This is a genomic window from Pedobacter sp. MC2016-05 (genome assembly GCF_026239735.1).
Lineage (GTDB): Bacteria > Bacteroidota > Bacteroidia > Sphingobacteriales > Sphingobacteriaceae > Pedobacter.
The window spans coordinates 285,618-310,787 of sequence record NZ_JAPIVT010000001.1; the positions used below are offsets into that span (position 1 = coordinate 285,618).

Consider the following 25,170-nt stretch of genomic DNA (forward strand, 5'->3'; position numbering starts at 1 on the left):
GGATTTATATTTCAGTTTTTTGTGTCGGCAAAGGTAAAATTATTTTAGTAAAAACCTATAAAGGATTAAGGGATAAGGCTTAAGGTTTAGGGAAATTTCGAGCTCAAATTTTTACTTCACCCGCTCCATGTAATCGCCTGTTTTGGTGTCTACTTTTACTTTATCACCCTGGTTAATGAACAATGGAACCCTTATTTCGGCGCCAGTTTCTACAGTGGCATATTTCTGAGCACTTGTAGAAGTGTCACCTTTAACGGCCGGCTCTGTGTAGGTGATTTCCAGCTCTACATTGTTCGGTAATTGCGCAACAATCGGCTCGTCACTTTCAAAAGCAATGGTTACATTCATGCCTTCTTTCAAAAATTTAATTGAGCTTCCGAAAAGTAATTTTGGGATGTTATACTGCTCAAAAGTGTTGTTATCCATTACCACAAGATAATCGCCATCTTCATATAAATACTGATAATCATTGGTTTCAACACGGCAGATGGTCACTTCTTCATCGGTACGGAAACGGTATTCAACAATTTTTCCTGTTTTTACATTGCGCATCCTGGCTTGATAGAATGCCCTCAAATTGCCTGGCGTACGATGAATATATTCTTCTACGCTCACTAACTCTCCGTTAAAACGAAGCACGTTTCCGCTTTTTACTTCTGATGCTTTTGACATTTTTGTAATGTGTTATCTTTAAAAATTTTTGAACATCAAAGTTAAAAAAATCAATTTTGATTTGGAAAGTTCCAAGGGAATTCCTTTCGAGCAAAACCTCTGATTACGGGATTGCTTTCCCGCATTTTCTTTAATATTTTTGTGAAAATAGAGGTATTGTCGGGCAATCGGGTTTAGATAAAGCGGGCTTGGGCAAGGAACAAGATCTTTTTTCTATACTTTACGGAAAAAGAAAAACCTTCGTATAAAAGAAATGCCTTTGGGAACCACTCCAAAGGCATAATCAACCTAAACCTCAAACTAAACTATGAAAAAATTTTTTCGCTTTTTAAAGCTGTATATCTTGTTTCCGTATTACGGAGAATATGATCGTTTTCCTGGGAGAGATAAATTAAAATTTCTTTCTCTTTTTGGTGGTGCAAAGGTAAGAAGTATTCATCAATTACAAAATATTTTTATTAAAATTAATTTATAATACAAAGTGATGACAAAAGAAGTGTTTTCTTCTAAATGAGTTTTGGGTGTAAACTATTTAAAATCAGCTATTTGAATCTGTTCTGTACAGAAATCGTATTCTTGAATTTGGTTTGAACCGATTATTGTCAACCTGCGTTTTGTAAAGTTTTCAATTAATTCTCGGTACCAGGTTATCCCCTGAACGTCTAAATTACTCGTGGGTTCATCCAAAAATAATATTGGTGAGTTAGAACAGCAGGCCAAAGCCAGTTTAGTTCTTTGTTTCATTCCCGATGAGAAGTACTTAATTTCTTTGTTAGCCGATTTCTCTAGACCCAAAATGGAAATCAAAGATTTAGCATCAACTCCGGCTGCGAAATTCTTGAACTTGAAATGGAAATCAATTATTTCTTTCAAAGTAAAAGTTTCTACCAGTTCTAAATAAGGAGCAGCTAAACTGATGTGTGTGTAAATATCCTCTATGGCAATTTCTTTATCATCCGAAAACGAGAGTGTTCCCTCCGATGGTGTTAAACTTCCAGTTAAAACACTCAATAAAGTAGATTTCCCTGAACCATTGGGACCTAAAATAGCATAACTGTTGCCAGTGCTGAATTCGGTGCTGAGATTTCTAAAAATCCATTCTTTATTAAACCTTCTGCCAACATGATTTAAAACGATCTTCATTAAAGGTTTTGTGATTAGGATTAAACGTTCAGCAATTTGGCCATGCAAACACTATTGTCTACACCAATATACTGACCATAGTTTGGTGTAACCTCGTAGCCACTTTTCTGGTATAAAGCAATGGCTTCTGGTTGCTTTTTGCCTGTTTCTAAAACCGCTTGACTAAAGCCTAATTCGGCAGCCCAATTTTCCAGTTCAGATAAAACTGTGGCTGCAATACCTTGTTTTCTATAACTAGGATGAACAAACATGCGTTTAACTTCGGCTGCTGCTGTAGAGAAGGGTTTTATTGCGCCACAAGCAATAGGAATTTCTTTTTGATAGGCAACAACAACTTCTTTAATCGCATCTAATTTATTAAATTGAGCATAAAAGGCATGTTCACCACCATCTTTAATGGCTAAATCTTTATCTAACAAAATAACCAGTTCTCGAAAATCAGCGTTGTCTGAATGGGTTCTGATTAGCGTCAAATTGCTCATGAATAATTGCTTTAAGCTTTGGTCTTTCTGCTGTAGCCTTAGCTGCCCATTCCGAAACCTTTCATCACACCACGGTTAGAATTGCGAATGAAATCTACAATTTCATCACGAATTTCCGTTGGTTTGAATTCGGCCTCGATCATGTCTAGAGCCTTGGTTACGTTATTGTGTTTTACAAAAAGAACACGGTAAATTTCCTGAATCTCATCAATCTGTTCGTTGGTAAAACCCCTTCTGCGCAAGCCAACGGAATTAATACCAGCATAAGAAAGTGGCTCACGGGCAGCCTTAACATACGGAGGAACATCTTTACGAACCAAGGATCCGCCAGTCACAAATGCGTAAGAACCAACCTTAACAAATTGGTGAATAGCCACCAAGCCAGCAAGAACAACATTGTTTCCAATGGTAATGTGCCCGGCAAGAGTGGTGCTGTTAGAGAAAATACAATTGTTGCCTACCTCACAATCATGTGCGATGTGGGAATAAGCCTGGATTAAACAGTTGCTGCCAATTGTTGTTTTCCATTTATCTTTTGTTCCCCGGTTTATCGTTACGCACTCACGAATGGTGGTATTATCACCAATTTCGGCAGTAGTAACCTCGCCGGCGAATTTCAAATCCTGAGGCTCTCCAGAAATTACTGCTCCTGGGAAAATTCGGCAGTTTTTGCCAATACGAGCACCGTCCATAATCGTTACGTTCGAGCCAATCCAGGTTCCTTCTCCAATGACAACGTCTTTATGTATCACTACAAAAGGTTCAATTACCACATTTTCGGCAATTTTGGCTTGAGGATGTATGTATGCTAAAGGTTGTATCATTATTGGGTTGGTTCTGCTTGTTTAACTTTTGAAATTTGAGCCATCATCTCGGCTTCTACAACGATTTTTTCCCCAACCATGCCAACACCTTTCATCTGAGCAATACCTCTTCTGATGGGTTCCAGCAAGTCGCAGCGGAAAACTATCGTGTCGCCTGGAAGAACCTGAGCTCTAAAACGAACGTTATCGATTTTTAAAAAATAGGTAAGGTAATTACTTGGATCTGGAACGGTACTTAAAACTAAAATGCCACCCACTTGTGCCATCGCCTCGATTTGAATTACACCAGGAAATACCGGTGCGCCAGGGAAATGCCCTTTAAAAAACTCTTCATTCATGGTTACGTTTTTAACACCCACAACATGGTTTTTAGAAAGCTCCAGAATTTTATCTACAAATAAAAACGGCTGCCGATGAGGCAAAATTTCCATAATCTGTACCACATCATACAACGGCTTAGCACTTGGATCGTACACTTTCTGAATTTTTTTGTTTTTTTCCTTTTTAATAGCGGCTTTTATCTTTTTAGCAAAAGCTACGTTAGCGGCATGGCCCGGACGAGCTGCCATAATATGACCTTTTAAGTGCATACCAACCAAAGCTAAATCGCCAATCATATCCAATAATTTATGACGAGCAGGCTCGTTTTGATAGCGTAACTCCATATTGTTTAAAATACCTTGTGGAGCCACATCAATATCGGCACGGTTAAAAAGTTTAGCTAAATGGCTTAACTCGTCCTTAGTAACTTCTTTGTCAACAATAACTATGGCGTTATTTAAATCTCCTCCCTTAATCAAGTTATGAGAAAGCTGATATTCTAACTCATGTAAGAAACAAAAAGTACGGCAAGAAGCAATTTCTTTTTTAAACTCGGCAATGGTGTTGATGCCAGCATGTTGGCTGCCCAAAACCGGCGAGTTATAGTCAATCATACAAGTAAAGCGGTAGTCATCTAAAGGCATAGCCACGATTTCAACTTTTCTGTCTTCTTCTGTATAAGTGATGTTATGAGGAATGGTAAAATATTCACGATCGGCATTTTGTTCAACTAACCCAACTTGTTCCAATAAATCAATAAACTGGATGGAACTGCCATCCATAATCGGGGTTTCCGGACCATCAAGCTTAATTAGAATGTTGTCTAAGTCCATCCCTACAAGCGAGGCCATTACATGTTCAACTGTACTGACGCTTGCACCATTTTGTGTAATAGTTGTTCCACGAGAAGTATCGGTTACATTATCTGCATCAGCATCAATAATCGGTTGTCCATCTAAATCAATACGTTGAAATTTAAAGCCATGATTTTCAGGCGCAGGGCAAAAAGTAAGGGTAACATTAGCGCCTGTGTGTAAACCGACACCTGCAGCTGATATTTCTTGTTTAATCGTCTTTTGTCTAACGTTCATTGTGTATTGTATTCTTTTCCAATTCGGCGGTGAGCCTTTCCAATTCTTTTTCTAAAGCGTTTATTCTTTTTTCTACATCTGGTAGATGTTTAAAAATTACCGAGGCACGCATCCAGTTACGCAGGGGTTGCGCCGGACTACCATGCCATTGTTTATTTTCTTCAGTGATGTTGAAATTAATCCCGGCCTGTGCACCAATTTGAGTGCCTTTAGCTAAAGTTAAATGCCCTGCAATACCAACCTGGCCGCCAACAACACTGTTAGGACCGATTTTCGTGCTTCCAGATATACCAGATTGCGCTGCCAAAACGGTGTTTTCCCCAATTTCCACATTGTGGGCAATCTGAATCAGGTTGTCGATTTTTGCGCCTTTTTTTACAATAGTCGAACCCATTGTAGCGCGATCTACAGTTGTATTTGCACCGATTTCGACATCATCTTCTATAATAACATTTCCAATTTGAGGAATCTTATTGTACGTTCCATCTTTCTGCGGAGCAAATCCAAAACCATCACTTCCGATTACGGTATTGGAATGAATGATTACCCGATTGCCAACAATGGAGTTGTGATAAATTTTTACACCTGGAAAAAAAATGCTGTTTTCGCCAACTTTGGAATTTGCTCCAACAAATGTTTGTGCATTTAACCTGCTGCCATCGCCTATTACCACATTTTCGGCAACATAGGCAAAGGCATCAATAAAAACATTTTTGCCAATTTTAGCCGATGGATGCACGAAAGCTAACTTATCAATACCAGATTGGGCCGCTTGTGCGTTTACCGCTTCGTTGTATTTATCCAATAAAACAGTAAATGAACTATATGGATTATCAACACGAATTAATGTGCTTGTATAGGGTTGTGTAGGGGCGAAATCCTTTGAAACGATAACTACAGACGCCTGCGTAGAATACAGGAAGTTTTCATACTTCGGGTTAGAAAGAAAAGACAAGGAGCCTTCTTTACCATCTTCTATTTTGGAAAGTTCGGTAACGGCTGCATCGGGGTTACCATCGATGGAACCGTTTAAAAACTCGCTTATCTGCTTTGCAGTAAATTGCATCGTACAAAGGTATATGTTAAATTGATATGAACAAAAAAACCTATCAAGGTTAAACCGTGTATATTTTACACAATAGTAAGACTTAAAACGGCAGTAAAAGTTAAATATTTTGTTAATTAATCTTAAATCCCCCTTGGGTAGCAGAGAATATATTTCTCTACTGTTTTCTGCAAGGATTCCAGGTTCGATAAATCCGAAGCTTTGGCAATATCAACAATATCGTTATTTTTCATTAAAATTTTGATGTTTCCAACCCCGGCATTGTAAGCCCGGTTTTGTATCGCATCGGTAAACACAAAATATCTGGCTTCTTCAGGCTTAATTCCAAGTAAAGCAACGGTAGCGTCTTTTAAGAAATTAACCCGATCTACAGGTGCCCTTTCATTGCTCATTTCTACTTTATATAAATTTCTTGAGGTAAGCATCTGGCAAAGAGTTGATAGTATTTTATCAGGATGTTTTACCCAAACCTTCACTGCGGCGTATATATCCTGATCATCCAGATTGGTGAAGTGCTCCAGATTTTCGTGCTGCGAAAAGAAGTTGTTTTCGCTGATATCATGATCGAAAAAATACTTTAATGAAGGCGCTGCAAATAAATCTTCGCCTGCGGACGATAGTTCCTTTGCCCTTTCCAGTAATTTCACCAGAATCATCTCCCCAGCGATAACCGTTTTGTGCAAATAAACCTGCCAATACATTAAACGGCGGGCGATAAGAAATTTTTCAATTGAATAGATTCCTTTTTCTTCGATCACTAAATCATCATCAAATACATTAAACATTTTGATAATCCGATCGAAACTGATTACCCCTTCACTTACTCCAGTAAAAAAGCTATCGCGGTTTAGGTAATCCATCCTATCTAAATCCAGCTGCCCAGAAATCAATTGATGAAGAAATCTTTTCGGGTAGGTGCCATTAAATACTTCAATTGCATGAGTTAGTTTGCCACTAAAATGATCATTCAAATCATACATCAGCTTTGCTGAAATATCTTCGTGTTTAATGCCTGTAACCAGCGAGTGTTCTAGGGCATGCGAAAATGGACCGTGGCCAATATCGTGTAGTAAAATAGCCAGTATAGCCGCTTCTTCTTCTCCCTCGGTTATAGTATTGCCCTTACTTCTTAAAACTTCGATAGCCAAACCCATGAGGTGCATGGCGCCTAAAGCGTGATGAAAACGGGTATGTAAAGCACCTGGATATACCAAATGCGTCATTCCAAGTTGTTTTATATAACGTAAACGCTGGAAATAGGGATGCGAAATGACATCGTAAACCAGTTCTGAGGGAATGTTGATGAAACCGTAAACCGGATCGTTTATTATTTTCTTCTTATTCAATCGTTAAAAATAGTTAAATAGATAGATACGGTACAAAAATTGCTATTTTTATTTATAGATTGATTTACCCGCCAAAATAAAAAGGCAATACATACCTATTTTTACAAAAACATGCAAGAAACTAAAATATTGTGGGCCGATGACGAAATTGACCTATTAAAACCACATATACTTTTATTAAATGATAAAGGTTACGCAGTAACCACTTTTACCAACGGTAACGATGCCCTCGAAGCTTTCGGAAAAACCCATTTCGACCTTGTTTTTTTAGATGAAAATATGCCTGGAATGAGTGGCATTGAAACCCTGTCTGCCATCAAAAATCTTAATCCGGATGTGCCTGTTGTACTCATCACCAAAAGTGAAGAAGAAAACCTTATGGAGGATGCGATTGGAAGTAAAATCGACGATTATCTAATCAAACCGGTAAACCCGAAACAGGTTTTATTAACGATTAAAAAGTTGATTGATAACAAACGTTTGGTAAGCGAGAAAACATCAATGGCTTACCAACAGGATTTTCGCCGTTTGGGGATGACCCTTGGCGACAGATTGAATTATGAAGAATGGGTAGATGTCTACAAAAAAATAGTTTTCTGGGAACTGGAACTGGAGAAGCTGGACGACCCACAAATGCATGAGATTTTAACCATGCAGAAACAGGAAGCGAATACACAGTTCACCAAATTTATTGAAGAAAATTATCTCAACTGGATTAAGAACAAGGACCAGGCGCCTTTGCTTTCTAACGAATTGTTGAAGAAAAAAGCTTTCCCACATATTAATGATACCACGCCGGTATTTTTTATTCTGATCGATAATTTGCGTTATGATCAATGGAAAATTATTAACCCCTTAATTTCTGAATATTTTAGAATTGACGAGGAAGATATGTACACTAGCATTTTGCCAACAGCAACCCAATATGCCCGTAATTCGATTTTTTCAGGTTTAATGCCTTTGGATATGGAAAAGCGGTTTCCACAGCTTTGGCAAAATGATGATGATGAGGGCGGAAAAAATATGCATGAAGAGGCTTTCCTGGCCGACAACATCAAGCGTAGCTTAAGAAAAGATTGCAAATTCAGTTATAATAAGATTTTAACATTTGAGCAAGGGAAAGATTTGGTTGAGCAAACCAATAACCTGCTTCAGAATGATTTCAATGCAATTGTTTTCAATTTTGTTGATATGCTAAGTCATGCCCGTACCGACATGCAGATGATCCGTGAATTAGCAAACGACGATGCGGCTTACCGTTCGCTAACGTTATCCTGGTTTGAGCATTCTCCGCTTTGGGATTTATTAAAGAAAATTTCGCAGAAACAAGTTAAAGTGATCATCACCACCGATCATGGAACTATTCGTGTTAAAAAACCGGTTAAGGTTATTGGCGACAGGGCGACGAACACAAATTTAAGGTACAAACAAGGCAGAAACCTGAATTTTAATGCTAAAGAGGTTTTTCTGATTAAAAACCCTCATGATGCATTATTGCCAAAAATCAATATCAGCAGTAGTTATATTTTTGCCCGTGAAGATAGCTATTTCGTTTATCCAAATAACTACAACCAGTTTGTAAATTACTACAATGAAACATTTCAGCATGGAGGAATTTCGTTGGAAGAAATGATTATTCCGGTGGTAACCTATTCGCCAAGATAATATCTAAACCCTAAAGCGGAATAAGAAGGCAAAAGCAATGCATTTATGTATTACTTTTGCCTTTATTAATTTAAAATGGAGATAGCAATTAACGGTTTATCAGATTTGCCTCAGGTAGCGCAACAACTTTTAGAATTTTCTAAGGGGGAAAAGATTTTCATTTTCGATGGGGAAATGGGCGCAGGCAAAACCACTTTTATTAAAATTTTTTGCAAAACATTAGGCGTACAGGATGTGGTTTCGAGCCCAACTTATTCTATCGTAAATGAATACGAAAGTCCTAACGGTTCGGTATTTCATTTTGATTTTTACCGCATCAAAGATATTCAGGAAGCATACGATTTAGGCTACGAAGAGTACTTTTATGGTGGAGGCATTTGTTTGATTGAATGGCCTGAAAGAGTAGCCGAGTTATTGCCAGCTCATCTTGTAAAAGTTGAGATAGCTATTGTCGATGAGTATCGGAGAGTATTCAGTTTCAGTAAGGTATAACATTTAGTTTTCCAATAATTAATAGATTTTCCGTACCTTGAACAACCTAAAACTAACATATTTTTAAGCAGCATGGCTACAGGATTACGCGAAGGAATGGCCGATATCGCTCGTCAGGGTTTATTGCAAACACAGGAGGCGACACTAGAAACCAGAAACAGGAAAAATAGCCTGAACATCGGAATACCAAAAGAAATTTCTTTTCAGGAAAATCGAATTGCGCTAACACCACTTTCGGTTGCGCTGTTGGTTAACAATGGCCATAGGGTAATATTAGAAAGTGGCGCAGGAACAGCTGCAAATTTTTCTGATTCAGAATATGCTGAGCAAGGTGCAAAAATCGCTTATGATAAAAAAGAGGTTTTCGATTCGGATATCCTGGTGAAAATTGCACCACCGATGCTGGAAGAAATTGAAATGATGCACAAAGGGCAGACCTTGATTTCTTCACTGCAAACCGGAACTTTAAAGCAAGATTATATGAAAGCATTAATGCAGAAAAAGATCAATGCTTTGTGTTTTGAAAACCTGCGTGATGAAGGGAATGTGTTGAGCGTGGTGCGGGCCATGAGTGAAATTGTAGGCTCTACGTCCATTTTAATTGCTGCGGAATATTTAAGTAATGTTACGGGGGGAAAAGGGTTGATGTTGGGTGGTTTTACAGGGGTTCCGCCGACAGAAATTGTAATTTTAGGCGCTGGAACGGTAGGAGAATATGCCGCAAGAACAGCATTAGCACTTGGTGCTGAAGTAAAGGTTTTTGATAGCTCGATTTATCGGTTGCGCCGTTTACAAAATAATTTAGGGAGTCGTGTTTTCACCTCGGTAATGCAGCCGATTGTTTTAAATAAAGCCATTGTAACTTGCGATGTAGTCATTGGTGCCATCCGTGCCAGTCATGGCAGAAGTCCTTGTGTGGTGATGGAAGAAACGGTTGCTAAAATGAAACCACATTCGGTGGTGATTGATATTAGCATTGATCAGGGCGGTTGTTTTGAAACTTCGGAAGTAACTAACCACACCAATCCAATTTTTAGAAAGTATGATGTGATTCATTATTGCGTTCCGAATATCGCATCCCGTGTTCCGAGAACTGCATCTTACGCATTGACGAATATTTTTGCTCCAATTTTACTGGATATTGGTGAGTTTGGAGGATTGATGAATATGGTTTGGAATAACCCAGGAATTCGCGAAGCACTTTACATTTATCAGGGAAATTGTACCAATAAAGATCTGGCCGATATGTTTAATTTGCCATTTAAAGATTTAGAGTTGCTCGTGGTTTCAAATCAGTAATTATATACTTTTGCCTCGCAATGACGGCCTAAGTGCAATATCCATTAACATGAAAATCAAACTCCTCTTTTTATTTCTGATCTTTTCATTTTCTACTTTCGCTCAAAACAGTTCGCCATCAAAACTGACTGTTGTAAGTTCGTACAACCAATACCTGGCATCTGTAAAAACCAATCCGAATAATGAATTGATAGAAATTAAAAAAGCAATCCCTAACATTAAGTTAGATATTCGTTACGCTACGAAGAATAATTTTATGAAACAGGTGATGTACAAACAGGCGAGGGCCTTTGCCCGAAAACCGGTTGTAGAATCGCTAAAAAAAATCCAGAGGGAATTAAATAAAAAAGGTTACGGAATAAAGATTTTCGACGGTTATCGCCCTTACGACATAACTGTTGAGTTTTATAAAAAGGCCAGCGATAAAAACTTTGTGGCTAACCCTGCGAAAGGTTCAAAACACAACAGAGGTTGTGCTGTAGATTTGACACTAATTAACCTAAAAACAGGAAAGGAATTGGCAATGGCGACCCCTTACGATAGTTTTTCAGCAGCAGCTGCAGCCAACTATGAACCGGTTTCAGCAGAAGTTAAAAAGAACCGCGATTTGTTAATCTCCACAATGAAGAAATATGAATTAAATGTGTTAGATAACGAATGGTGGCATTATGATTTTTCTGGCTGGCAACAATATGATTTGATGGATATTCCGTTTGAGAAACTATAGCAAGGCTCTAGTTCATTAGCCATTTGTGCGATTACCATTCCTAACTTGTTTAGAAAGTTTGTAAACAAGCTCTCAACTCCAAACCGACAACTCCCTACTACAGATGATGCGGTCTTCCGTACTGATCTTTTTTCACCTTGGCTTTGTCATCTTTCACCGTCAATCGAAAAATATAATCGTAATCGTCATCAGTAAGCATTTCCATTGGTCGTTTTCCACCAAAAGCTTCAATAATTCCTAAAACGGTATTCGAGTGGGCGGCAATAATTACCGTTTTACCGCTATAGTTTTTTTTAACGGAGTCTACCAATGATTTCGGATCAGTGTAATTAATAACCTTCGGGATAATTAACGAATCTAATGTTTGATGTGTTCTTTTATATGCTGTGCTGTATCCTACGTCAAACTTCACATTCTTCAAAAAAGTAGCTAAGTCACCGGCTCTAATTCGGCCTTCATCCGAAAGGTTTGGATCTTTGTCTTCAGGGTTCGATTTGTCTTTTTCAGCATGGCGAACTACCCAAACTTCGGTATTTTGCGCTAAAACAGCAGTTGACACTAGCAGACATAGGGAGAAGAAAAAAATCAATCGTTTCATTTTATAAAGATTAGAAAATTTATTGGCTTGTGCCATACTTGTCTTAGTTAGACTTAAACCAGGCCTCTTATTAAAGTTTCGATATCCTCCGGCTCATGCCAGCTACTCAGCACAATCCTGTTTATGGAGTCACTATCTGCGTTTGGATAAGGAAAAGAAGAGATCAGAATTTTTTTTAATAACAAATCATCGCTCAGCGTAGGGTAATTGAGAAAGTAAGCAGGAAAATCCTGCTCAAACTTCCAGGTTGGATTTAATGAATTTCTAAAACGAGAGATGTTATTCTGAAGCTTCTTCCATGCATGACGATAAATTTCTTGGGCATGGATAAATGCATAAATTCCAGCTGCGGCAGGGGGAGAGGCGCCAACAAATATATTGCAGCTTTTAAGTTGCCTGACTATTTTTTTGTCGCCGAGCACTATTCCTGCGTCTACCCCAAGGGCTTTTGCCATAGATGCAACAACCACGCAAGTTAAGTTTTTAAGTTTCGGTAAGTTAGCAAAGGCGCCTGAGCCATTGTTGTTTACCCCAATTCCATGAGAATCATCAACAATCAGTATTATATTTTTATCAGATGAGATTTCTTTCAGGAAGTCGAAATCATAAATTTCAGGGAAAAGATTGTTCATCGAATTGCTAATCAGCACCCAGTTTTGCTGCTCAGCCTTATTAATTAATGCAACAACCTCAGTTTTCCATTCCAAAAAAGACGACGACAACACCTCTGGCGATTCGTTTAACCACAACGCAGGATGAGTTAAAGGCGCATAAACGACATTCCCAAATGTGGCTAAAGTTTTAACGGTAAGTTGTGCTGCCAAATAACCGCTGGATGTAATTAAGGCATCTTCAGCACAAAATCGCCGGGCAGCTTCACATTCCCCTACTTCATAAATGCCCAATTGAATATTATTACTCCGGCTGGTGCCGTTATTCAAACCGAATTTCTTAATGCCTTCGATATATAAATCAATAAAGTCCTGATTTTGTGGAATGCCGAGATAAGCCGTTCCGCCGAAATAAAGATAGGATTCTCCATCAATGGTAATTTTATTAGAGAATGGCCCCTTAACCGATCTGAAATTGGTATTCATTTATTAATTGTAATTTCTGCCCAATTCATCATTGGCTGCTCTAATAATTGATTTGTTGCCGTTGTCATCATGATAGAATTCCCAAAACATTATGCCATTGGCAGTTTCTTTTGCGAGTTTGGCTTTTTTCTTCGTAGTCATTAGGCCATTATAATAATACTGAACATTATCAATTGTAGCATAATCCAAATTAACATCAGCATTGGCAGCTACAAAATCCCGGTAAGCTTTTGAAGCATTTGAGGCATTTTTTCCATAGGCAGGAATTCCTAAAACTGCCTTTTCTTTTGGCATACCACGTGTACCCATCCAATAATTTAAGCTGGCCACCGCCATGTTGTAAGAAGCATGTTGAATGGGTTCATTCTTGTCCCAACCGACGCCATCATAGACCATGATGTTGAAGAAATCAACAGTAGGAAAAACCTCGTTTTTTAATCCATCGCGGATGCTGCCGGCATAAACTCCGGGAGTTATGGCAGCACTTAAAAACTTGTGATATTTGTGCAGCGAATCAGAAAGTTCTTTCATCAATAACACATAATTATCTGCAGATCCATCTGCGGTACTTGGATATTCCCAATCCATATCTACGCCATCAAGGTTATTGGTTCGGGCAAAGGCTAGAACGTTCTTTACAAAAAGCTTTCTCGCTGTTACTGAAGTAGCCATTTCAATGAAAATGCTGCGGGTGCCCGAAACTGAAATGCCTGTTTTAACACCATTTGCTTTTGCTTTCTGCATTACCGCCGAAAATCGTGAGGCTTGTTCCAAAGTGGCTAAAGATCCATCCGTATTTGGATTTAGGAAAGCATAAAATAAATGCGTAATCATTTTATATTTTGCATCAGCAATTCCATTTGGATCGCGATAGCTTGGAAAATAGGCTACAACTTTAAAACTGTTGTCAGCAATATAAGGTGTTGTAGGGACAGTCGGGTCTATCGGTGTAGGCGGTTCAACAACACCCTCACTTTTTTTGCAGGAGCTAATTCCAAGCAACAATGCGACGCCTAGCAATAAGTAGATTTTTCTCATAGGATTAGCGGTTTATTAAGGCTTATATATTCTGCACCAATTTAATTTTCTTAGGCTTTGGATTAAAAGTTTTCATGGATATAAGTCATTATTCTGACCATTTCTGCCCTTACTTCGCTAGTAGGATTAATAAAATTATTATTCATAAAAGAATAGATATACGTTTTACCTTTTTTAGTGAGCACATAACCACTTTGATTGTGAACGCCACCTAATGATCCGGTTTTGCCATAAACAAAAGGCTGATCAGTTTTAGGATAGGCATTTCTGAGTGTTCCGCTTTTTCCTCCAGCCGGGAGCATATCAAAAAGTTTTTCTCTGTTATTTACCAGGTGATAAATGGAATCGAGTAAATAAATATTATCTCGTGGGGTAAATAAATTCTGACGGGACAGGCCAGATCCATCAGCCCATTTTACCTTATCTGGCAAAAAAGATAAATAGTTTTTAGTGATATGCTGAATGGCTTTTGTGGTGCTTAAAGTGTCGCTAATTTGATTGGAGCAAACCAATAATAAATGTTCGGCAATAAAATTATCGCTTGGTAACATCATGTGCTTTAAAACGGAATCGCGTTTGGCGCCTGGAAGTGTTTTTGCATTTGCAGGGATTTTCATTTTTACAACGCCAACACTTTTATGTAGTGTATCCGAAAGTACCTCCACGGTTGTTTGAACGCTGGTTTTGTAAGGGTTTTGCTGATTGTAATTGGGCTTCACCTCAACTAAAGGATAGCGGAAATGGTTGGTTAAAAAATCTCTGGTTACCTGGAAGCCGCCGGTGGTTTTGCTCGAATCTACCTCGAAGCAATGTGCAAAAACCTTTGGCGAAATATTGATTTTACCGGGAGATTGATAGGTGGAAGTAACCATATTATCCATTATAGGCATTTCTGTAATTTCGGGTTGATAATAATAATCGTAGTCATCCCAACTCCAGCCATCGCCAAAAAAAGTCCCGGAATATCTACCAGGTGCAAAAAATAGTTTTTTATTCGATGCTTGAAGGAAATTGTATGCCGATTTATCTTTAACAGCAAATTGCAGAAACGATGGGTCGCCGGTGCCCCAGAAAATTAAGGAGTCGTTACGTTCAATGTATTTCAAAGCCGGCATTTGCTCTGGCAACATTTTTAAACTGGCAAAAAAAGTATAAAGCTTGGTATTAGATGCTGGCGAGAAGTATTTATCTGCGTCTTTCTCATAAATCATCTTTTTATCGTCCATGTTATAAAGCGCAAAGCCCACTTGGTACGGCTTTATCACCGTCGAATTTTTGAATTCTTTAGCTACTTTTTTGGCAACCATTTTATTGGTAGAGCAACTGGAAATTACCAATACACACGCAAGAGAAAGTGTAAGGAGCTGAGAATGGATTTTATAAATAGGCATGCTGAAAGTTTAGAAATGATAATTACCAACTAATTTATTAAATTTAATTTAATGTTAACCAAATATGCTTCTGTTATCTATTTTGATATCCGCAAATTCGCCATTTGTGTTGCATTTATTTTTTTCGGTTTGCATTCAAAGGCGCAAGAATTTACCTTTCCTGGAAATAAGCAAAAGCAATCTATTCAGTTTAAGTGCATCAGAAACTTGATGATCATTCCAGTTTTTGTAAATGAAAAAGGACCCTATAATTTCGTGCTAGATACCGGTGTAGGGCCAATGATCATCACCGACCCATCAATTATTGATACTTTAAATTTTGGTCTAATGCGAAAAATTAAATTATCGGGCTTGGGGTTGGAAACGGTTGACGCCTATGTATCGCAAAATAGCACGGCTAAAATAGGAAGCGCCAAAGTTAATCATATCCCCACAGCTATACTTAAAGAAGATTTGTTCAATCTATCTGGTCATTTAGGGATTAAAATTTACGGTTTAATTGGCTTTAGTTTCTTCAATAGTTTTATTGTTGATATTCGTTATAGCGAGAATAGAATCATATTTAGCGATGTAAGCAGGAAGATAAAATATAGAGGCACCAGGGTGCCGATATTTATTGAGAACTTAAAGCCTTATGTGGATGTTCAACTGGACATTCCTGATAAGGGAAAAGTAAGTACGCGGTTACTGATGGATACCGGGGCCAGTCATGCTTTATCAATGGAAATGTTAAACGGAGGTGCTTTCCCGCTGCCGGAGAAAACTATTAAGGCGAATTTAGGGATGAGCCTGAGCGGACAAATAAAGGGTTATATGGGTAGGATTAGCACTTTTTATTTGGGGGGTCATATTTTTAATGATGTAGTATCGGGTTTCCCGGATTTTGAATCCATTTCAAAAAAGATTGACTTAACTTTTCGCAATGGAAACCTAGGTGCTGAAATGCTACGGAAATTCGATGTACAGCTAAATTACCAGGATAAGTTTATGTACCTGAAACCAAATAGCCTGGCTAGAGTTCCTTTCCAGCATGACATGGTGGGCATGGTAATTTATCTGGATCAGGCAGAGTATAAGAGGGTGATTGTTGGCGAAATTGATGAAGGGTCGCCAGCCGAAAAAGCAGGATTATGCCCGTACGATGAAATTATTGGCGTAAATTTCAAATCCATCAATGCCTATACTTTAAACGATCTGACGGAGATGTTCAAATCTAAAGCCGATAAAACAGTCATATTAGAGGTTTATCGCGACAGCAAAGTTTTCTTTAAAGTGGTCAGGCTTGAAAAAAGGATTTAACCTATTAGTAATTTTATAGTTACACAATATTAATCAGGTAACAAGGCTATAACTTCGGGCTCTTATTATCATAAAGATCTTATAAACATATAAATGAAGAAACAAGTGAAAGTACTGGCATTAGCTGGTATTATGGTGCTTGGTTTAGCTGGTATTGATTCAGCACAAGCACAAAAAAAACCGAAAAAGGGCACAACTAGCCCTGCAACCCCGGCAGCAGCTGCTGCGGCACCCAAAAAAGAAGGAATTAAACCCTACTCAGAGGTCATTACATCAAAAGCCAGAACCACTAACGGATTATTCAAAACACACAAAGTGGATGATAAATGGTATTTCGAAATACCAGATTCAATTATCAACCGTGAAATGCTGGTAGTTACGCGATTGGCAAAAGCGCCTGTGGGTATTAAAGTAGGCAACCAGCAATACGGTGGTGAAGAATTAAACGAGCAGGTTTGGAAATGGGAACGTAGAGGGAAACAGGTTTACATCCGCGTACCAAGTTATGCTACAAAGGCAGATTCGACTAGCGATATGTACGAGTCGGTGCAAAACTCTAATTTGGCGCAGATTCTTGCAAGCTTCGAAATCAAGGCATACAATAAAGATACTACGGGTATCGTAATCGATGTAACTGACTTTTATAACGGCGATATTATGGCGATTGGTGCTACCGATCAAATCCGCAAAGCTTACAAAGTGATTACTTATGATGCCACTCGTTCTTATATCGATACCGTAAAAACCTTTCCGATAAATATCGAAGTTAAAACGGCTAAAACTTATCGTGCTGCAGAATCTCCAACTGATAACAGCAACGGAGCGGTAACTTTCGAATTTAATACTTCGATGTTATTGTTGCCGAAAATCCCTGTGAAAGCTAGAATTATGGATAGTCGGGTGGGCTACTTCGGTCAATCTCAAATTGACTACGGTACCGATGCACAAAAGGCAGAACGTACGGCTTACATTCACCGTTGGAATTTGGTTCCAAAAGATACAGCGGCTTATAAAAGAGGCGAATTGGTGGAGCCTGTTAAACCCATCATCATTTATATCGATCCGGCTACGCCGAAAAAATGGGTTCCATTTTTAATTCAGGGAATTAACGATTGGCAAGTGGCTTTTGAAGCGGCAGGTTTCAAAAACGCTATTTTTGGTAAACAAGCGCCTACACCTCAAGAAGATCCGCAGTTTAGTGTAGAAGACTCGCGGTATTCGGTAGTCCGTTACTTTGCTTCTGATATTCCAAACGCATACGGACCGCATGTAAGCGATCCGCGTACGGGCCAAATTTTAGAAACACACATTGGTTGGTATCACAACGTGATGAGTTTATTACGCAACTGGTACTTCGTTCAAACGGCAGCCATTAACCCTGAAGTTCGTAAAGCTAAGTTTTCTGATGCGCAAATGGGAGAATTAATCCGCTTCGTTTCGTCGCACGAAATTGGCCATACACTAGGTTTGCCACATAACTTCGGTTCTAGTTACGCTTACCCGGTAGATTCGTTACGTTCGAAAGCGTTTACCGATAAACATGGAACAGCACCTTCTATTATGGATTATGCCCGTTTCAATTATATTGCTCAACCTGGAGATGGTGTAACCAAAATGCATCCACAAATTGGTGAATATGATAAATGGTCAATTAAATGGGGTTACTCCTGGATTCCAGGAAACAAAACTGCCCAGCAGGAAAAGGAAATCTTAAACCAATGGACTTTAAAAAATGCGGGTAACCCGCTTTATTTTTATGGTAGACAAGGTACATCGCTAGATCCTCGTTTGCAAAGCGAAGATTTGGGTGATAATGCGATGAAAGCAAGTACTTATGGCATTGCAAACTTAAAACGCATTCTTCCAAACGTAGAAAAATGGACCTACCAAAAAGGTAAAGACTACAGCGATTTGAAAGAAATCTATACTGAAATTGTTGGTCAATATAACCGCTACATGGGCCACGTACTTACCAATGTTGGTGGGATGAGCGAAAACTTTAAAACCTATGATCAAACTGGTCCGGTCTATAGTTACTTATCAAAAGCAAAACAAAAAGAAGCTGTTTCATTTTTTAATCAACAATTGTTTACTACCCCGCTTTGGTTAATTAACAATGATCAATTGAGTAAATTTGATAACGGTACACTTTTAAATAGAATCAAAGCAGTGCAGGCCAACACTTTGGTTAATCTTTTAGCGGCACCACGAATTGCCCGTTTATTAGATAACGAAACTAAAAACGGCACTGCAAAAGCTTACACCTTGCCTGAGTTATTTAAGGATATTAAAACTTCTGTTTTCGCCGCAGGCAGACCAGATGCGTTTAAACGTAATCTACAAAGAGCATATGTAGATCGTTTAGGCTATTTAATGACAACTGAATCGGAATTGCCTGCAGGTTTCCCAGTTGAAGCTGCTGCAAGTTATGGGTTAACGCCAATCAATGTGAGTTTATCAGATATTCGACCTTTAGTGAGAGCAGAATTAAAAGCTTTACAGGCTACAACAAAAGCCCGTTCGGTAGCTGGAGATGCTATTGCAAAGGCGCATTACGATGATCTGACTGTTCGAATTAAAGATATTTTAGATCCGAAGAAATAAATAGATGGGTTGGAGTGTTAAAATGTTTAAAAGTTGGAAGGTTTCAAGCCGATCATCTGAACACTTAATTATTCAAACCATTCCTAAATTTAAAAACGGAGTAAGCCCATTAAGGTTTACTCCCTTTTTTTTAATTTTATAGCAAATCCTAAATCCATGCTTAAAAAATTATTTTCTCTCATCCTGATCACATCGATTGCATTTTTTACTTACGCACAAAATGTAGATTCGGCAACAGTTGTTAAAACCAAATGGCAAAGAACACGTGTTGCCAAACAGGTTCGATTGTTTCGTCATCATTTTGATCAAAAAAACCTCTTTGCAGCAAATGAAAATATTTCATTTCTCGAGATTAAAAATACAGGAAGAAAAGCCGTTTTTGCTTTAGGTGCTGAAGAAAGGGAATTAATTACCACCAGTAATTTTGGTATTCGTGATACCGCGATTGCAGCTGTGAACGGAAATTTTTTCGATGTGAAAAACGGAGGTTCAGTAGATTTTGTTAAAGTGAAGGGTAACATTATCAATACCAATCGTTTGGATAAAGAAGGGAATAGGGCAAGGCATCAGCAAGCAGCTGTGGTGATTGATAACGGGAAAATTTCAATTAAAAAATGGGATGGAACAGCAGACTGGGAAACAAAATTAATGGAACAAAACATCATGCTCAACGGACCGTTATTAACTTACAATGATGTTGATGAGCTTTTAGATACGACCTCGTTTACCCGTCTGCGCCACCCACGTACCTGTTTGGGTGTTAAGCCGAACGGAAGAATAATTTTGTTAACAGTAGATGGGCGTAACGAAAAATCGGCCGGCATGAGTTTGCATGAGTTAGGTAAACTGATGAAATGGTTGGGCTGCGAAAGTGCCATCAATTTTGATGGTGGAGGATCTACAACTTTATGGGTAGCTGGAATGCCTGATAGCGGTGTGATAAATTATCCAACTGATAATAAGAAGTGGGACCATGAAGGCCAGCGTAAGGTAGCCAACGTGGTTTTAGTAAAAAAGAAATAGTTATTTTAGCCTTTACATGATTAAAAATACGATACAAGTCTTTTTTTTAATATTGTTACTCTCTGCTTGTAGCAATAAAAACAAAAAAAATGATGCCAGCTTGAGGGATTTTGAATTTGCGCCCGTAAAGGGAATTCGTTATGAGGAAGTAAAACGCCGTTTTAGTAATGGGTTATCGTTTAATGAGCAAGGATTTATGCAAAAACCTTCCTGGATTATTGAGGTAGTTTCTGAAGATACGATGTCGGCCTGGAGCCCGCAAAAACAGCGTATGCAAAACTTTTACCTGCAATACGATCATGGCAATGTGTACAACTTCGCAGAAGAATTTTTCAAAGTAAAACACATCAGTAAAGATAGTTTGGTATTCCAACGCGTGCAGGTAGATGGAAAGGAAATAGCTGATGATATTCGATCGGATGTAAACATGACTTTTTATGCGCAGAATTACATCAAAAATAAGCTTAAAACCACCCCGGAAATTCTGCAACGACCTACAAAGGCAGATACAATTTATATCGAAAAAAGAGCTGCAGAAGTAAACCGCACCGATACAACTGCATTCGCGGCTACAGAGCCGGTTCAGTTTCTGCCCAAAAGTAAAATCGTTAAAGTAGAAAAGTTTAGCAGCGTGGATAAATTACAAAAGAGGACTTCTGCTTATGATTATATTTTTCCGAGATATCGGATAGAGGTCAATCGGGCTTATAAGGATTTTGCTTATGAGTGTTTGGCAGTGGTGGATTATACCGGAACACTAAAAATTTTGTCGGTAAACGGGGTGCTACCCGAAGCTGCAGAACCTAAGAAAAGAATGATGCAGGGCGTGGCAGATATCTACATCAGAAATCTGTTTGATGTGGCTCCGGGAACAACGCTTGGAATTCCGCACAATAGCGAAATTACGGTGATGATTGTTGGGAAGGCAATTAAAAAGCCTTAGTAATCTGCTGTTTACAAAATTTTAACGTTAAAAAAATGTTAAAATTTATTTTGATTTTAAAAATTAAAACTTACCTTGCAGACTTAATTTTAATATTTAATACAATGCAAGAAGGCACAGTAAAATTCTTCAATGTAACTAAAGGTTTTGGCTTTATCGTACCTGCGAATGGCGATAGCGAAATTTTTGTTCATTCAACAGGTCTTATCGACGAAATCCGTGAAAACGACAAAGTACAGTACGAAGTTGCTAACGGTAAAAAAGGCTTAAATGCCGTTAATGTGAAAGTAATTTAATTAACTATCATATTTACATTGAAGCCCTGATTGCATAAATCGGGGCTTTTTTTTATTTTGAAAATTTAGGATTTCTCTCTGACTAATCTCCATTATGACGAATTACTTCAATATCCCTGGTTTGGGCAATTCTGGCCCTGACCACTGGCAAACACATTTCGAAAATTCGGGCAATAATTTTTGTCGGATTAACCAGGAAGAATGGGATGCGCCGGCTTCAAAAGACTGGATTGAAAAAATTGAATCAACGCTATCAGAATACGATTTATCTACAGTGATTTTGATCGGACATAGCCTCGGTTGTACTGCCATTGCCAATTGGGCCAAGAAATATAAAAAAGTAATTAAAGGAGCTTTGCTGGTTGCGCCGAGCGATCTTGAGGCACCACGCTACAATTTCCCAACGGTAGGTTTCGATCGTGTTCCGGTAGATAAAATAAATTTCAAAACCATTGTGGTGGCCAGTTCAAATGATGAATGGGTAAGCCTGGAAAGGGCTCAGTTTTTTGCGGCGCATTGGGCAAGCGAATTTATCAATATCGGAGAAGCGGGTCATATCAATGCGGTTTCTGGCTTTGGCGAATGGCCCGAAGGACTAGAAATTTTGAAAAGATTAGCCTAACGGAGCTCTCGCAGATTTATACAGATCCAGCCAGCATATTGCTGCGTAGAACATTCGATTTCTGCGAAGCAGATTTATTTATGAGTCATCTTTTTCCTCAACAAATAATCCATAAAAATCAACCCGATAACTAAATCAGCAAAGAGAAAAATATAAAGTACTGTTGGACTGATGTACTTCTCCCAGTTAAAATCAGCATTTAATTTCAAGTCGAAGTCAGTAGTTTTAAAATCTAGGTTAAAAAGGGCATAGCCAAAAAGCGCCACCAAAGATAAAATAAAGAAACCCCCAATGCCGTAAATAATACGGGTGTTCACTTTCGTTTTTAAGGCAACCGGAGCCGGCGCTAAGGATATACTTTCGATCACATTTCTGGTAAACGACATCGAAGGTTCGTCAAGCTCAATTTTACCAAAAGCTATATTCAAACTTAATAATTCTTCATATTGAAGTTTGATTTCGGCACTTGTTCTAATTTTTTCTTCGATCGATTTAGCTTCGGTAGCATCCAAATTCCCATCAATGTAATCCCAAAGCTGTTGTTCTATTGTGTTCATAGTAACTCCTTTACTTCATCATGTAACAAATATTGTAATTTTTCTTTTAGCCTTTGCCTCGCCCGATGCAATTTCACTTTGATTGTATTGGCCTCCATATGTAAAGCTTCGCCAATCTCCTCCAGACTTTGTTCTCCCTGGTAAAACATCGTTATAATTGCCGCGTCATCCGGCAACAGCAACTGTATGGCCTGGTTCAAAAATTTATGACTGTCTTGCTTTTCGTATCCATTTGAATTGAAGCTCGAGATATGGTTTTCCAATTGCAAAAAGGTTTCTTCATCGTTAATCGAAGAAGTGTCCAATCGCTTTTTGCGCAAGAAAGTCATGGCTGTTGTATAAGTAATGGTGTACAGCCAGGTGCTAAATTTTGCCGTTTGTTTAAAGGTTCCTAGTGCTTTATAGGCTTTAATAAAACAATCCTGGGCAATTTCTTCTGCATCTTCCCTGTTTTTTGCAAATCGTAAAGCAAGCGTAAACACAAATCGTTGATGCCGTTTTACCAACAAAGCATATTGAGCGGAATCTCCGTTCAACACATTTTGAATCAGCACCAAATCTGTAAGTGTTTGTTCCATATTTGAATGTAAGACTACATTCATGATGGCGAGGTTACAGAGATTAGAAAAAGTTATGAGTTATCAGTTGCCAGTTACCGGTTATGTGTTACGGGTTGCAAGTTGGGCGCAGTGGCTATCATTTATAAAAGTCTTTTCACACAGCCTTGTAACTTTTAACATTCAAACCTCAACGCATAGCCACCCAACTATGTATCCAGCCCCTTAACATTCAACTCTCAACGCCTAACGACCCAGGTATACACCCAGCCTTTTAACTTTTAACATTCAACTTTGAACGCATAACCACCCAGCCCGGTAACCTTTAACAGGTAACCCGTACCCACTTAGTGCGATGCAAAAAACTTCAACCCTGCGATAGATCCAATTAAGGTACAAATGAAGAATATCCGCCAGAAGGTTGCAGGCTCATTGAAATAAATAATGCCGATAAGTACCGTTCCAACAGCGCCAATTCCGGTCCAAACTGCATACGCCGTACCCATAGGCAGCGTTTGAGTGGCTTTATTAAGTAAAACAAAACTTAAAGTTATACAAACGAAAAAAGCGATACTCCATTTAATATTCGAGAAATTATTCGAGAGCTTTAAGCAGGTAGTAAAGCCAACTTCGAAAAGGCCGGCAATAATTAAAATGATCCAGTTCATAACGTAATGATTGTTTCGGCAAAAGTACAATACCTTGCTTCGTCTACATTTTACAAATGTTAAAAAATAGATTTATTTGCAGGCCGATCTAATTCTGCTTAAGGTAACCTGCGTTACGCCTAAATAAGAAGCAATATGTTTCAAGGCTACTCTTTTAATCAGATTTGGAGATTGAACAATAAAATCCCGATATCTTTCTTTGGCATCTTTAAACGACCGGTCGATTAATCTATTCTCAGTAGCAATTAATTCTCTTTCAGCAATTTTTCTACCCCAATTAGCAAGCGCTAAATGTTGGTTATAAAGCTCAAATAAATCGTGGAGATGAATTTGATATAAAACCGAATCCTCTAAAAGTTCGATATTTTCATAGCCAGGTTTATTGTTAATGTAACTATTATACGAAAGCAACACATCACCAGCTTGCCCAAACCAGAAAGTGATTTGTTGGTTTTCCCCATCAGAATATGCTCTGGCAATTCCAGTTTCTAAAATGTAAAAATAAGGTTCAACTTTTTCTGCGTGGATTAAAATAGTGCCTTTTTTATGATTGACTACCTTGAAATAATTAGCCAGCAAGGATAAAGCATCATCGCCTAGTACACTAAATAATTTGATATTTTTTAATTTCTCTTGCAAATCGTGAAGTAATTAAATAAAGCTATAATTTTTTTTGGGCAAGCCTGTAACCTGATTAAAATTTATGTAGTCATAATGCACAGAACACGGTTCAGTAAAAGATAAATAAATTATTAACATTTAAAATACAACACCATGCTAGGTATATTAGTTCCAATTTCACTTTTTTTAGGCGCATTCGCGATGATATTCGGAATCCGCTATTTATCAAACAAAGAAAAAATGGCCATGATCGAAAGAGGAATCGATCCAGGCGTACAACGGGCCACCCCAAAACCATTTTTGAGTTTAAAATTTGGTTTGCTTTTTATGGGTTTAGGTGTAGGATTATTAGTTGCTTTATTTACCGTTAGAGGCGTTTTCGGCAGCGATATGACAAATGGTGAAATCAGCCAGTCGGTGGCCATTTATTTTGGCTGCATCGGAATCTTCGGCGGCTTAGGTTTAATCATTTCATACGTCATCGAGAAGAAATGGTTAGATCAGGAAGCTTCTAAGTAATTTATTGCTAAAAGTTTTTCTCCCGCAGATACGCTGAATTTTGCAGATTTTGTTCTGCGTGAATCTGTGAGATCAGCGGGAGCTTTTTTTTGGCAGCAATATCTTAAGCCATATTTTTTTCTCCCGCAGATTACACGGGTTTTCGTAGATTTTTCTTGAAATAATCCACGACAAATTATTATCAATCTGTTTATAGCAAACATAAATTG

27 protein-coding genes are annotated in these 25,170 nt (G+C 38.3%); 12 read left to right on the plus strand and 15 right to left on the minus strand.

Annotation, left to right across the window (positions count from 1 at the left end; genetic code table 11):
- Positions 1-111: 111 nt before the first annotated feature.
- A complete protein-coding gene (efp, locus tag OQZ33_RS01260) occupies positions 112-672 on the minus strand; it encodes an elongation factor P (protein WP_265797230.1) in 561 nt (186 codons plus the stop codon).
- A gap of 307 nt (positions 673-979) precedes the next feature.
- Between efp and OQZ33_RS01265 the strand changes: the two genes are divergently transcribed.
- Entirely contained in the window at positions 980-1,147 is a 168-nt protein-coding gene (locus OQZ33_RS01265) for a hypothetical protein (protein ID WP_265797231.1), read from the plus strand.
- Between the two features lie 53 nt (positions 1,148-1,200).
- On the opposite strand, the gene OQZ33_RS01270 is transcribed toward OQZ33_RS01265, so the two are convergent.
- From OQZ33_RS01270 to OQZ33_RS01295, 6 genes are all read right to left on the minus strand, one after another.
- Positions 1,201-1,815, minus strand: coding sequence for an ABC transporter ATP-binding protein (locus OQZ33_RS01270; protein WP_265797232.1), 615 nt, complete (start codon positions 1,813-1,815; stop codon positions 1,201-1,203).
- Positions 1,816-1,835: 20 nt separating this feature from the next.
- Positions 1,836-2,297 carry a GNAT family N-acetyltransferase gene (locus OQZ33_RS01275; RefSeq protein WP_265797233.1) on the minus strand — a complete coding sequence of 154 codons (462 nt, stop codon included), beginning with the start codon at positions 2,295-2,297 and terminating at the stop codon, positions 1,836-1,838.
- Between the two features lie 38 nt (positions 2,298-2,335).
- On the minus strand, positions 2,336-3,121 hold the full coding sequence (lpxA, locus tag OQZ33_RS01280) for an acyl-ACP--UDP-N-acetylglucosamine O-acyltransferase (protein ID WP_029274294.1): 786 nt from the start codon (positions 3,119-3,121) through the stop codon (positions 2,336-2,338).
- Positions 3,121-4,533, minus strand: a complete 1,413-nt coding sequence (locus OQZ33_RS01285; RefSeq protein WP_265797234.1) for a bifunctional UDP-3-O-[3-hydroxymyristoyl] N-acetylglucosamine deacetylase/3-hydroxyacyl-ACP dehydratase — start codon at positions 4,531-4,533, stop codon at positions 3,121-3,123. The genes lpxA and OQZ33_RS01285 overlap by 1 nt, the downstream gene beginning before the upstream one ends.
- The gene (gene lpxD, locus OQZ33_RS01290) at positions 4,523-5,599 is read right to left on the minus strand and encodes a UDP-3-O-(3-hydroxymyristoyl)glucosamine N-acyltransferase (protein ID WP_265797235.1); all 1,077 of its coding nucleotides are present in this window, start codon (positions 5,597-5,599) and stop codon (positions 4,523-4,525) included. The genes OQZ33_RS01285 and lpxD overlap by 11 nt, the downstream gene beginning before the upstream one ends.
- A 122-nt stretch (positions 5,600-5,721) precedes the next feature.
- Positions 5,722-6,945 (minus strand): HD domain-containing protein, encoded by a 1,224-nt coding sequence (locus tag OQZ33_RS01295; RefSeq protein WP_265797236.1) that lies wholly within the window; start codon positions 6,943-6,945, stop codon positions 5,722-5,724.
- Between the two features lie 111 nt (positions 6,946-7,056).
- On the opposite strand from OQZ33_RS01295, the gene OQZ33_RS01300 reads away from it, so the two are divergent.
- The 4 genes from OQZ33_RS01300 to OQZ33_RS01315 all read left to right on the plus strand — a co-directional run bounded on the left by OQZ33_RS01300 (position 7,057) and on the right by OQZ33_RS01315 (position 11,128).
- On the plus strand, positions 7,057-8,610 hold the full coding sequence (locus OQZ33_RS01300) for a PglZ domain-containing protein (protein WP_265797237.1): 1,554 nt from the start codon (positions 7,057-7,059) through the stop codon (positions 8,608-8,610).
- A 75-nt stretch (positions 8,611-8,685) separates the two neighbouring features.
- Positions 8,686-9,102 (plus strand): tRNA (adenosine(37)-N6)-threonylcarbamoyltransferase complex ATPase subunit type 1 TsaE, encoded by a 417-nt coding sequence (gene tsaE / locus OQZ33_RS01305; RefSeq protein WP_265797238.1) that lies wholly within the window; start codon positions 8,686-8,688, stop codon positions 9,100-9,102.
- A 72-nt stretch (positions 9,103-9,174) separates the two neighbouring features.
- Positions 9,175-10,401 carry an alanine dehydrogenase gene (locus OQZ33_RS01310; protein ID WP_265797239.1) on the plus strand — a complete coding sequence of 409 codons (1,227 nt, stop codon included), beginning with the start codon at positions 9,175-9,177 and terminating at the stop codon, positions 10,399-10,401.
- 49 nt (positions 10,402-10,450) lie between these two features.
- Positions 10,451-11,128 carry a M15 family metallopeptidase gene (locus OQZ33_RS01315; RefSeq protein WP_265797240.1) on the plus strand — a complete coding sequence of 226 codons (678 nt, stop codon included), beginning with the start codon at positions 10,451-10,453 and terminating at the stop codon, positions 11,126-11,128.
- A 97-nt stretch (positions 11,129-11,225) separates the two neighbouring features.
- Here the strand turns inward: OQZ33_RS01315 and OQZ33_RS01320 are convergent, their stop codons facing one another.
- The 4 genes from OQZ33_RS01320 to OQZ33_RS01335 all read right to left on the minus strand — a co-directional run bounded on the left by OQZ33_RS01320 (position 11,226) and on the right by OQZ33_RS01335 (position 15,252).
- Positions 11,226-11,726, minus strand: a complete 501-nt coding sequence (locus OQZ33_RS01320; RefSeq protein WP_265797241.1) for a phosphoglycerate mutase family protein — start codon at positions 11,724-11,726, stop codon at positions 11,226-11,228.
- A gap of 53 nt (positions 11,727-11,779) precedes the next feature.
- Entirely contained in the window at positions 11,780-12,823 is a 1,044-nt protein-coding gene (locus OQZ33_RS01325; protein ID WP_265797242.1) for an aminotransferase class I/II-fold pyridoxal phosphate-dependent enzyme, read from the minus strand.
- 3 nt (positions 12,824-12,826) lie between these two features.
- Positions 12,827-13,861 carry a glycosyl hydrolase family 18 protein gene (locus OQZ33_RS01330; RefSeq protein WP_265797243.1) on the minus strand — a complete coding sequence of 345 codons (1,035 nt, stop codon included), beginning with the start codon at positions 13,859-13,861 and terminating at the stop codon, positions 12,827-12,829.
- A gap of 62 nt (positions 13,862-13,923) precedes the next feature.
- Positions 13,924-15,252: a D-alanyl-D-alanine carboxypeptidase/D-alanyl-D-alanine-endopeptidase gene (locus OQZ33_RS01335; protein WP_265797244.1), complete on the minus strand. Its 1,329-nt coding sequence runs from the start codon at positions 15,250-15,252 to the stop codon at positions 13,924-13,926.
- A 51-nt stretch (positions 15,253-15,303) separates the two neighbouring features.
- Here OQZ33_RS01335 and OQZ33_RS01340 point away from each other — a divergent pair, with 51 nt between their 5' ends.
- The 6 genes from OQZ33_RS01340 (at position 15,304) to OQZ33_RS01365 (ending at position 22,039) form a co-directional block, all read left to right on the plus strand.
- Entirely contained in the window at positions 15,304-16,551 is a 1,248-nt protein-coding gene (locus OQZ33_RS01340; protein WP_265797245.1) for an aspartyl protease family protein, read from the plus strand.
- A 93-nt stretch (positions 16,552-16,644) separates the two neighbouring features.
- Positions 16,645-19,155 (plus strand): zinc-dependent metalloprotease, encoded by a 2,511-nt coding sequence (locus OQZ33_RS01345; protein ID WP_265797246.1) that lies wholly within the window; start codon positions 16,645-16,647, stop codon positions 19,153-19,155.
- Between the two features lie 156 nt (positions 19,156-19,311).
- Complete coding sequence (locus tag OQZ33_RS01350) at positions 19,312-20,178, plus strand: phosphodiester glycosidase family protein (protein WP_265797247.1); 867 nt, start codon at positions 19,312-19,314, stop codon at positions 20,176-20,178.
- 100 nt (positions 20,179-20,278) lie between these two features.
- Positions 20,279-21,121, plus strand: coding sequence for a hypothetical protein (locus OQZ33_RS01355; RefSeq protein ID WP_265797248.1), 843 nt, complete (start codon positions 20,279-20,281; stop codon positions 21,119-21,121).
- Positions 21,122-21,225: 104 nt separating this feature from the next.
- Positions 21,226-21,417, plus strand: a complete 192-nt coding sequence (locus tag OQZ33_RS01360) for a cold-shock protein (protein WP_025141747.1) — start codon at positions 21,226-21,228, stop codon at positions 21,415-21,417.
- 94 nt (positions 21,418-21,511) lie between these two features.
- The gene (locus tag OQZ33_RS01365) at positions 21,512-22,039 is read left to right on the plus strand and encodes an RBBP9/YdeN family alpha/beta hydrolase (RefSeq protein WP_265797249.1); all 528 of its coding nucleotides are present in this window, start codon (positions 21,512-21,514) and stop codon (positions 22,037-22,039) included.
- 74 nt (positions 22,040-22,113) lie between these two features.
- On the opposite strand, the gene OQZ33_RS01370 is transcribed toward OQZ33_RS01365, so the two are convergent.
- The 4 genes from OQZ33_RS01370 to OQZ33_RS01385 all read right to left on the minus strand — a co-directional run bounded on the left by OQZ33_RS01370 (position 22,114) and on the right by OQZ33_RS01385 (position 24,460).
- A complete protein-coding gene (locus OQZ33_RS01370; RefSeq protein ID WP_265797250.1) occupies positions 22,114-22,596 on the minus strand; it encodes a hypothetical protein in 483 nt (160 codons plus the stop codon).
- Entirely contained in the window at positions 22,593-23,174 is a 582-nt protein-coding gene (locus tag OQZ33_RS01375) for an RNA polymerase sigma factor (protein WP_265797251.1), read from the minus strand. The genes OQZ33_RS01370 and OQZ33_RS01375 overlap by 4 nt, the downstream gene beginning before the upstream one ends.
- Before the next feature lie 326 nt (positions 23,175-23,500).
- Positions 23,501-23,821: a DMT family transporter gene (locus tag OQZ33_RS01380; RefSeq protein WP_056850663.1), complete on the minus strand. Its 321-nt coding sequence runs from the start codon at positions 23,819-23,821 to the stop codon at positions 23,501-23,503.
- A 72-nt stretch (positions 23,822-23,893) separates the two neighbouring features.
- On the minus strand, positions 23,894-24,460 hold the full coding sequence (locus OQZ33_RS01385) for a Crp/Fnr family transcriptional regulator (RefSeq protein WP_265797252.1): 567 nt from the start codon (positions 24,458-24,460) through the stop codon (positions 23,894-23,896).
- Positions 24,461-24,595: 135 nt separating this feature from the next.
- Between OQZ33_RS01385 and OQZ33_RS01390 the strand changes: the two genes are divergently transcribed.
- Positions 24,596-24,961: a DUF6249 domain-containing protein gene (locus OQZ33_RS01390; protein WP_265797253.1), complete on the plus strand. Its 366-nt coding sequence runs from the start codon at positions 24,596-24,598 to the stop codon at positions 24,959-24,961.
- The last annotated feature ends 209 nt before the right edge of the window (positions 24,962-25,170 follow it).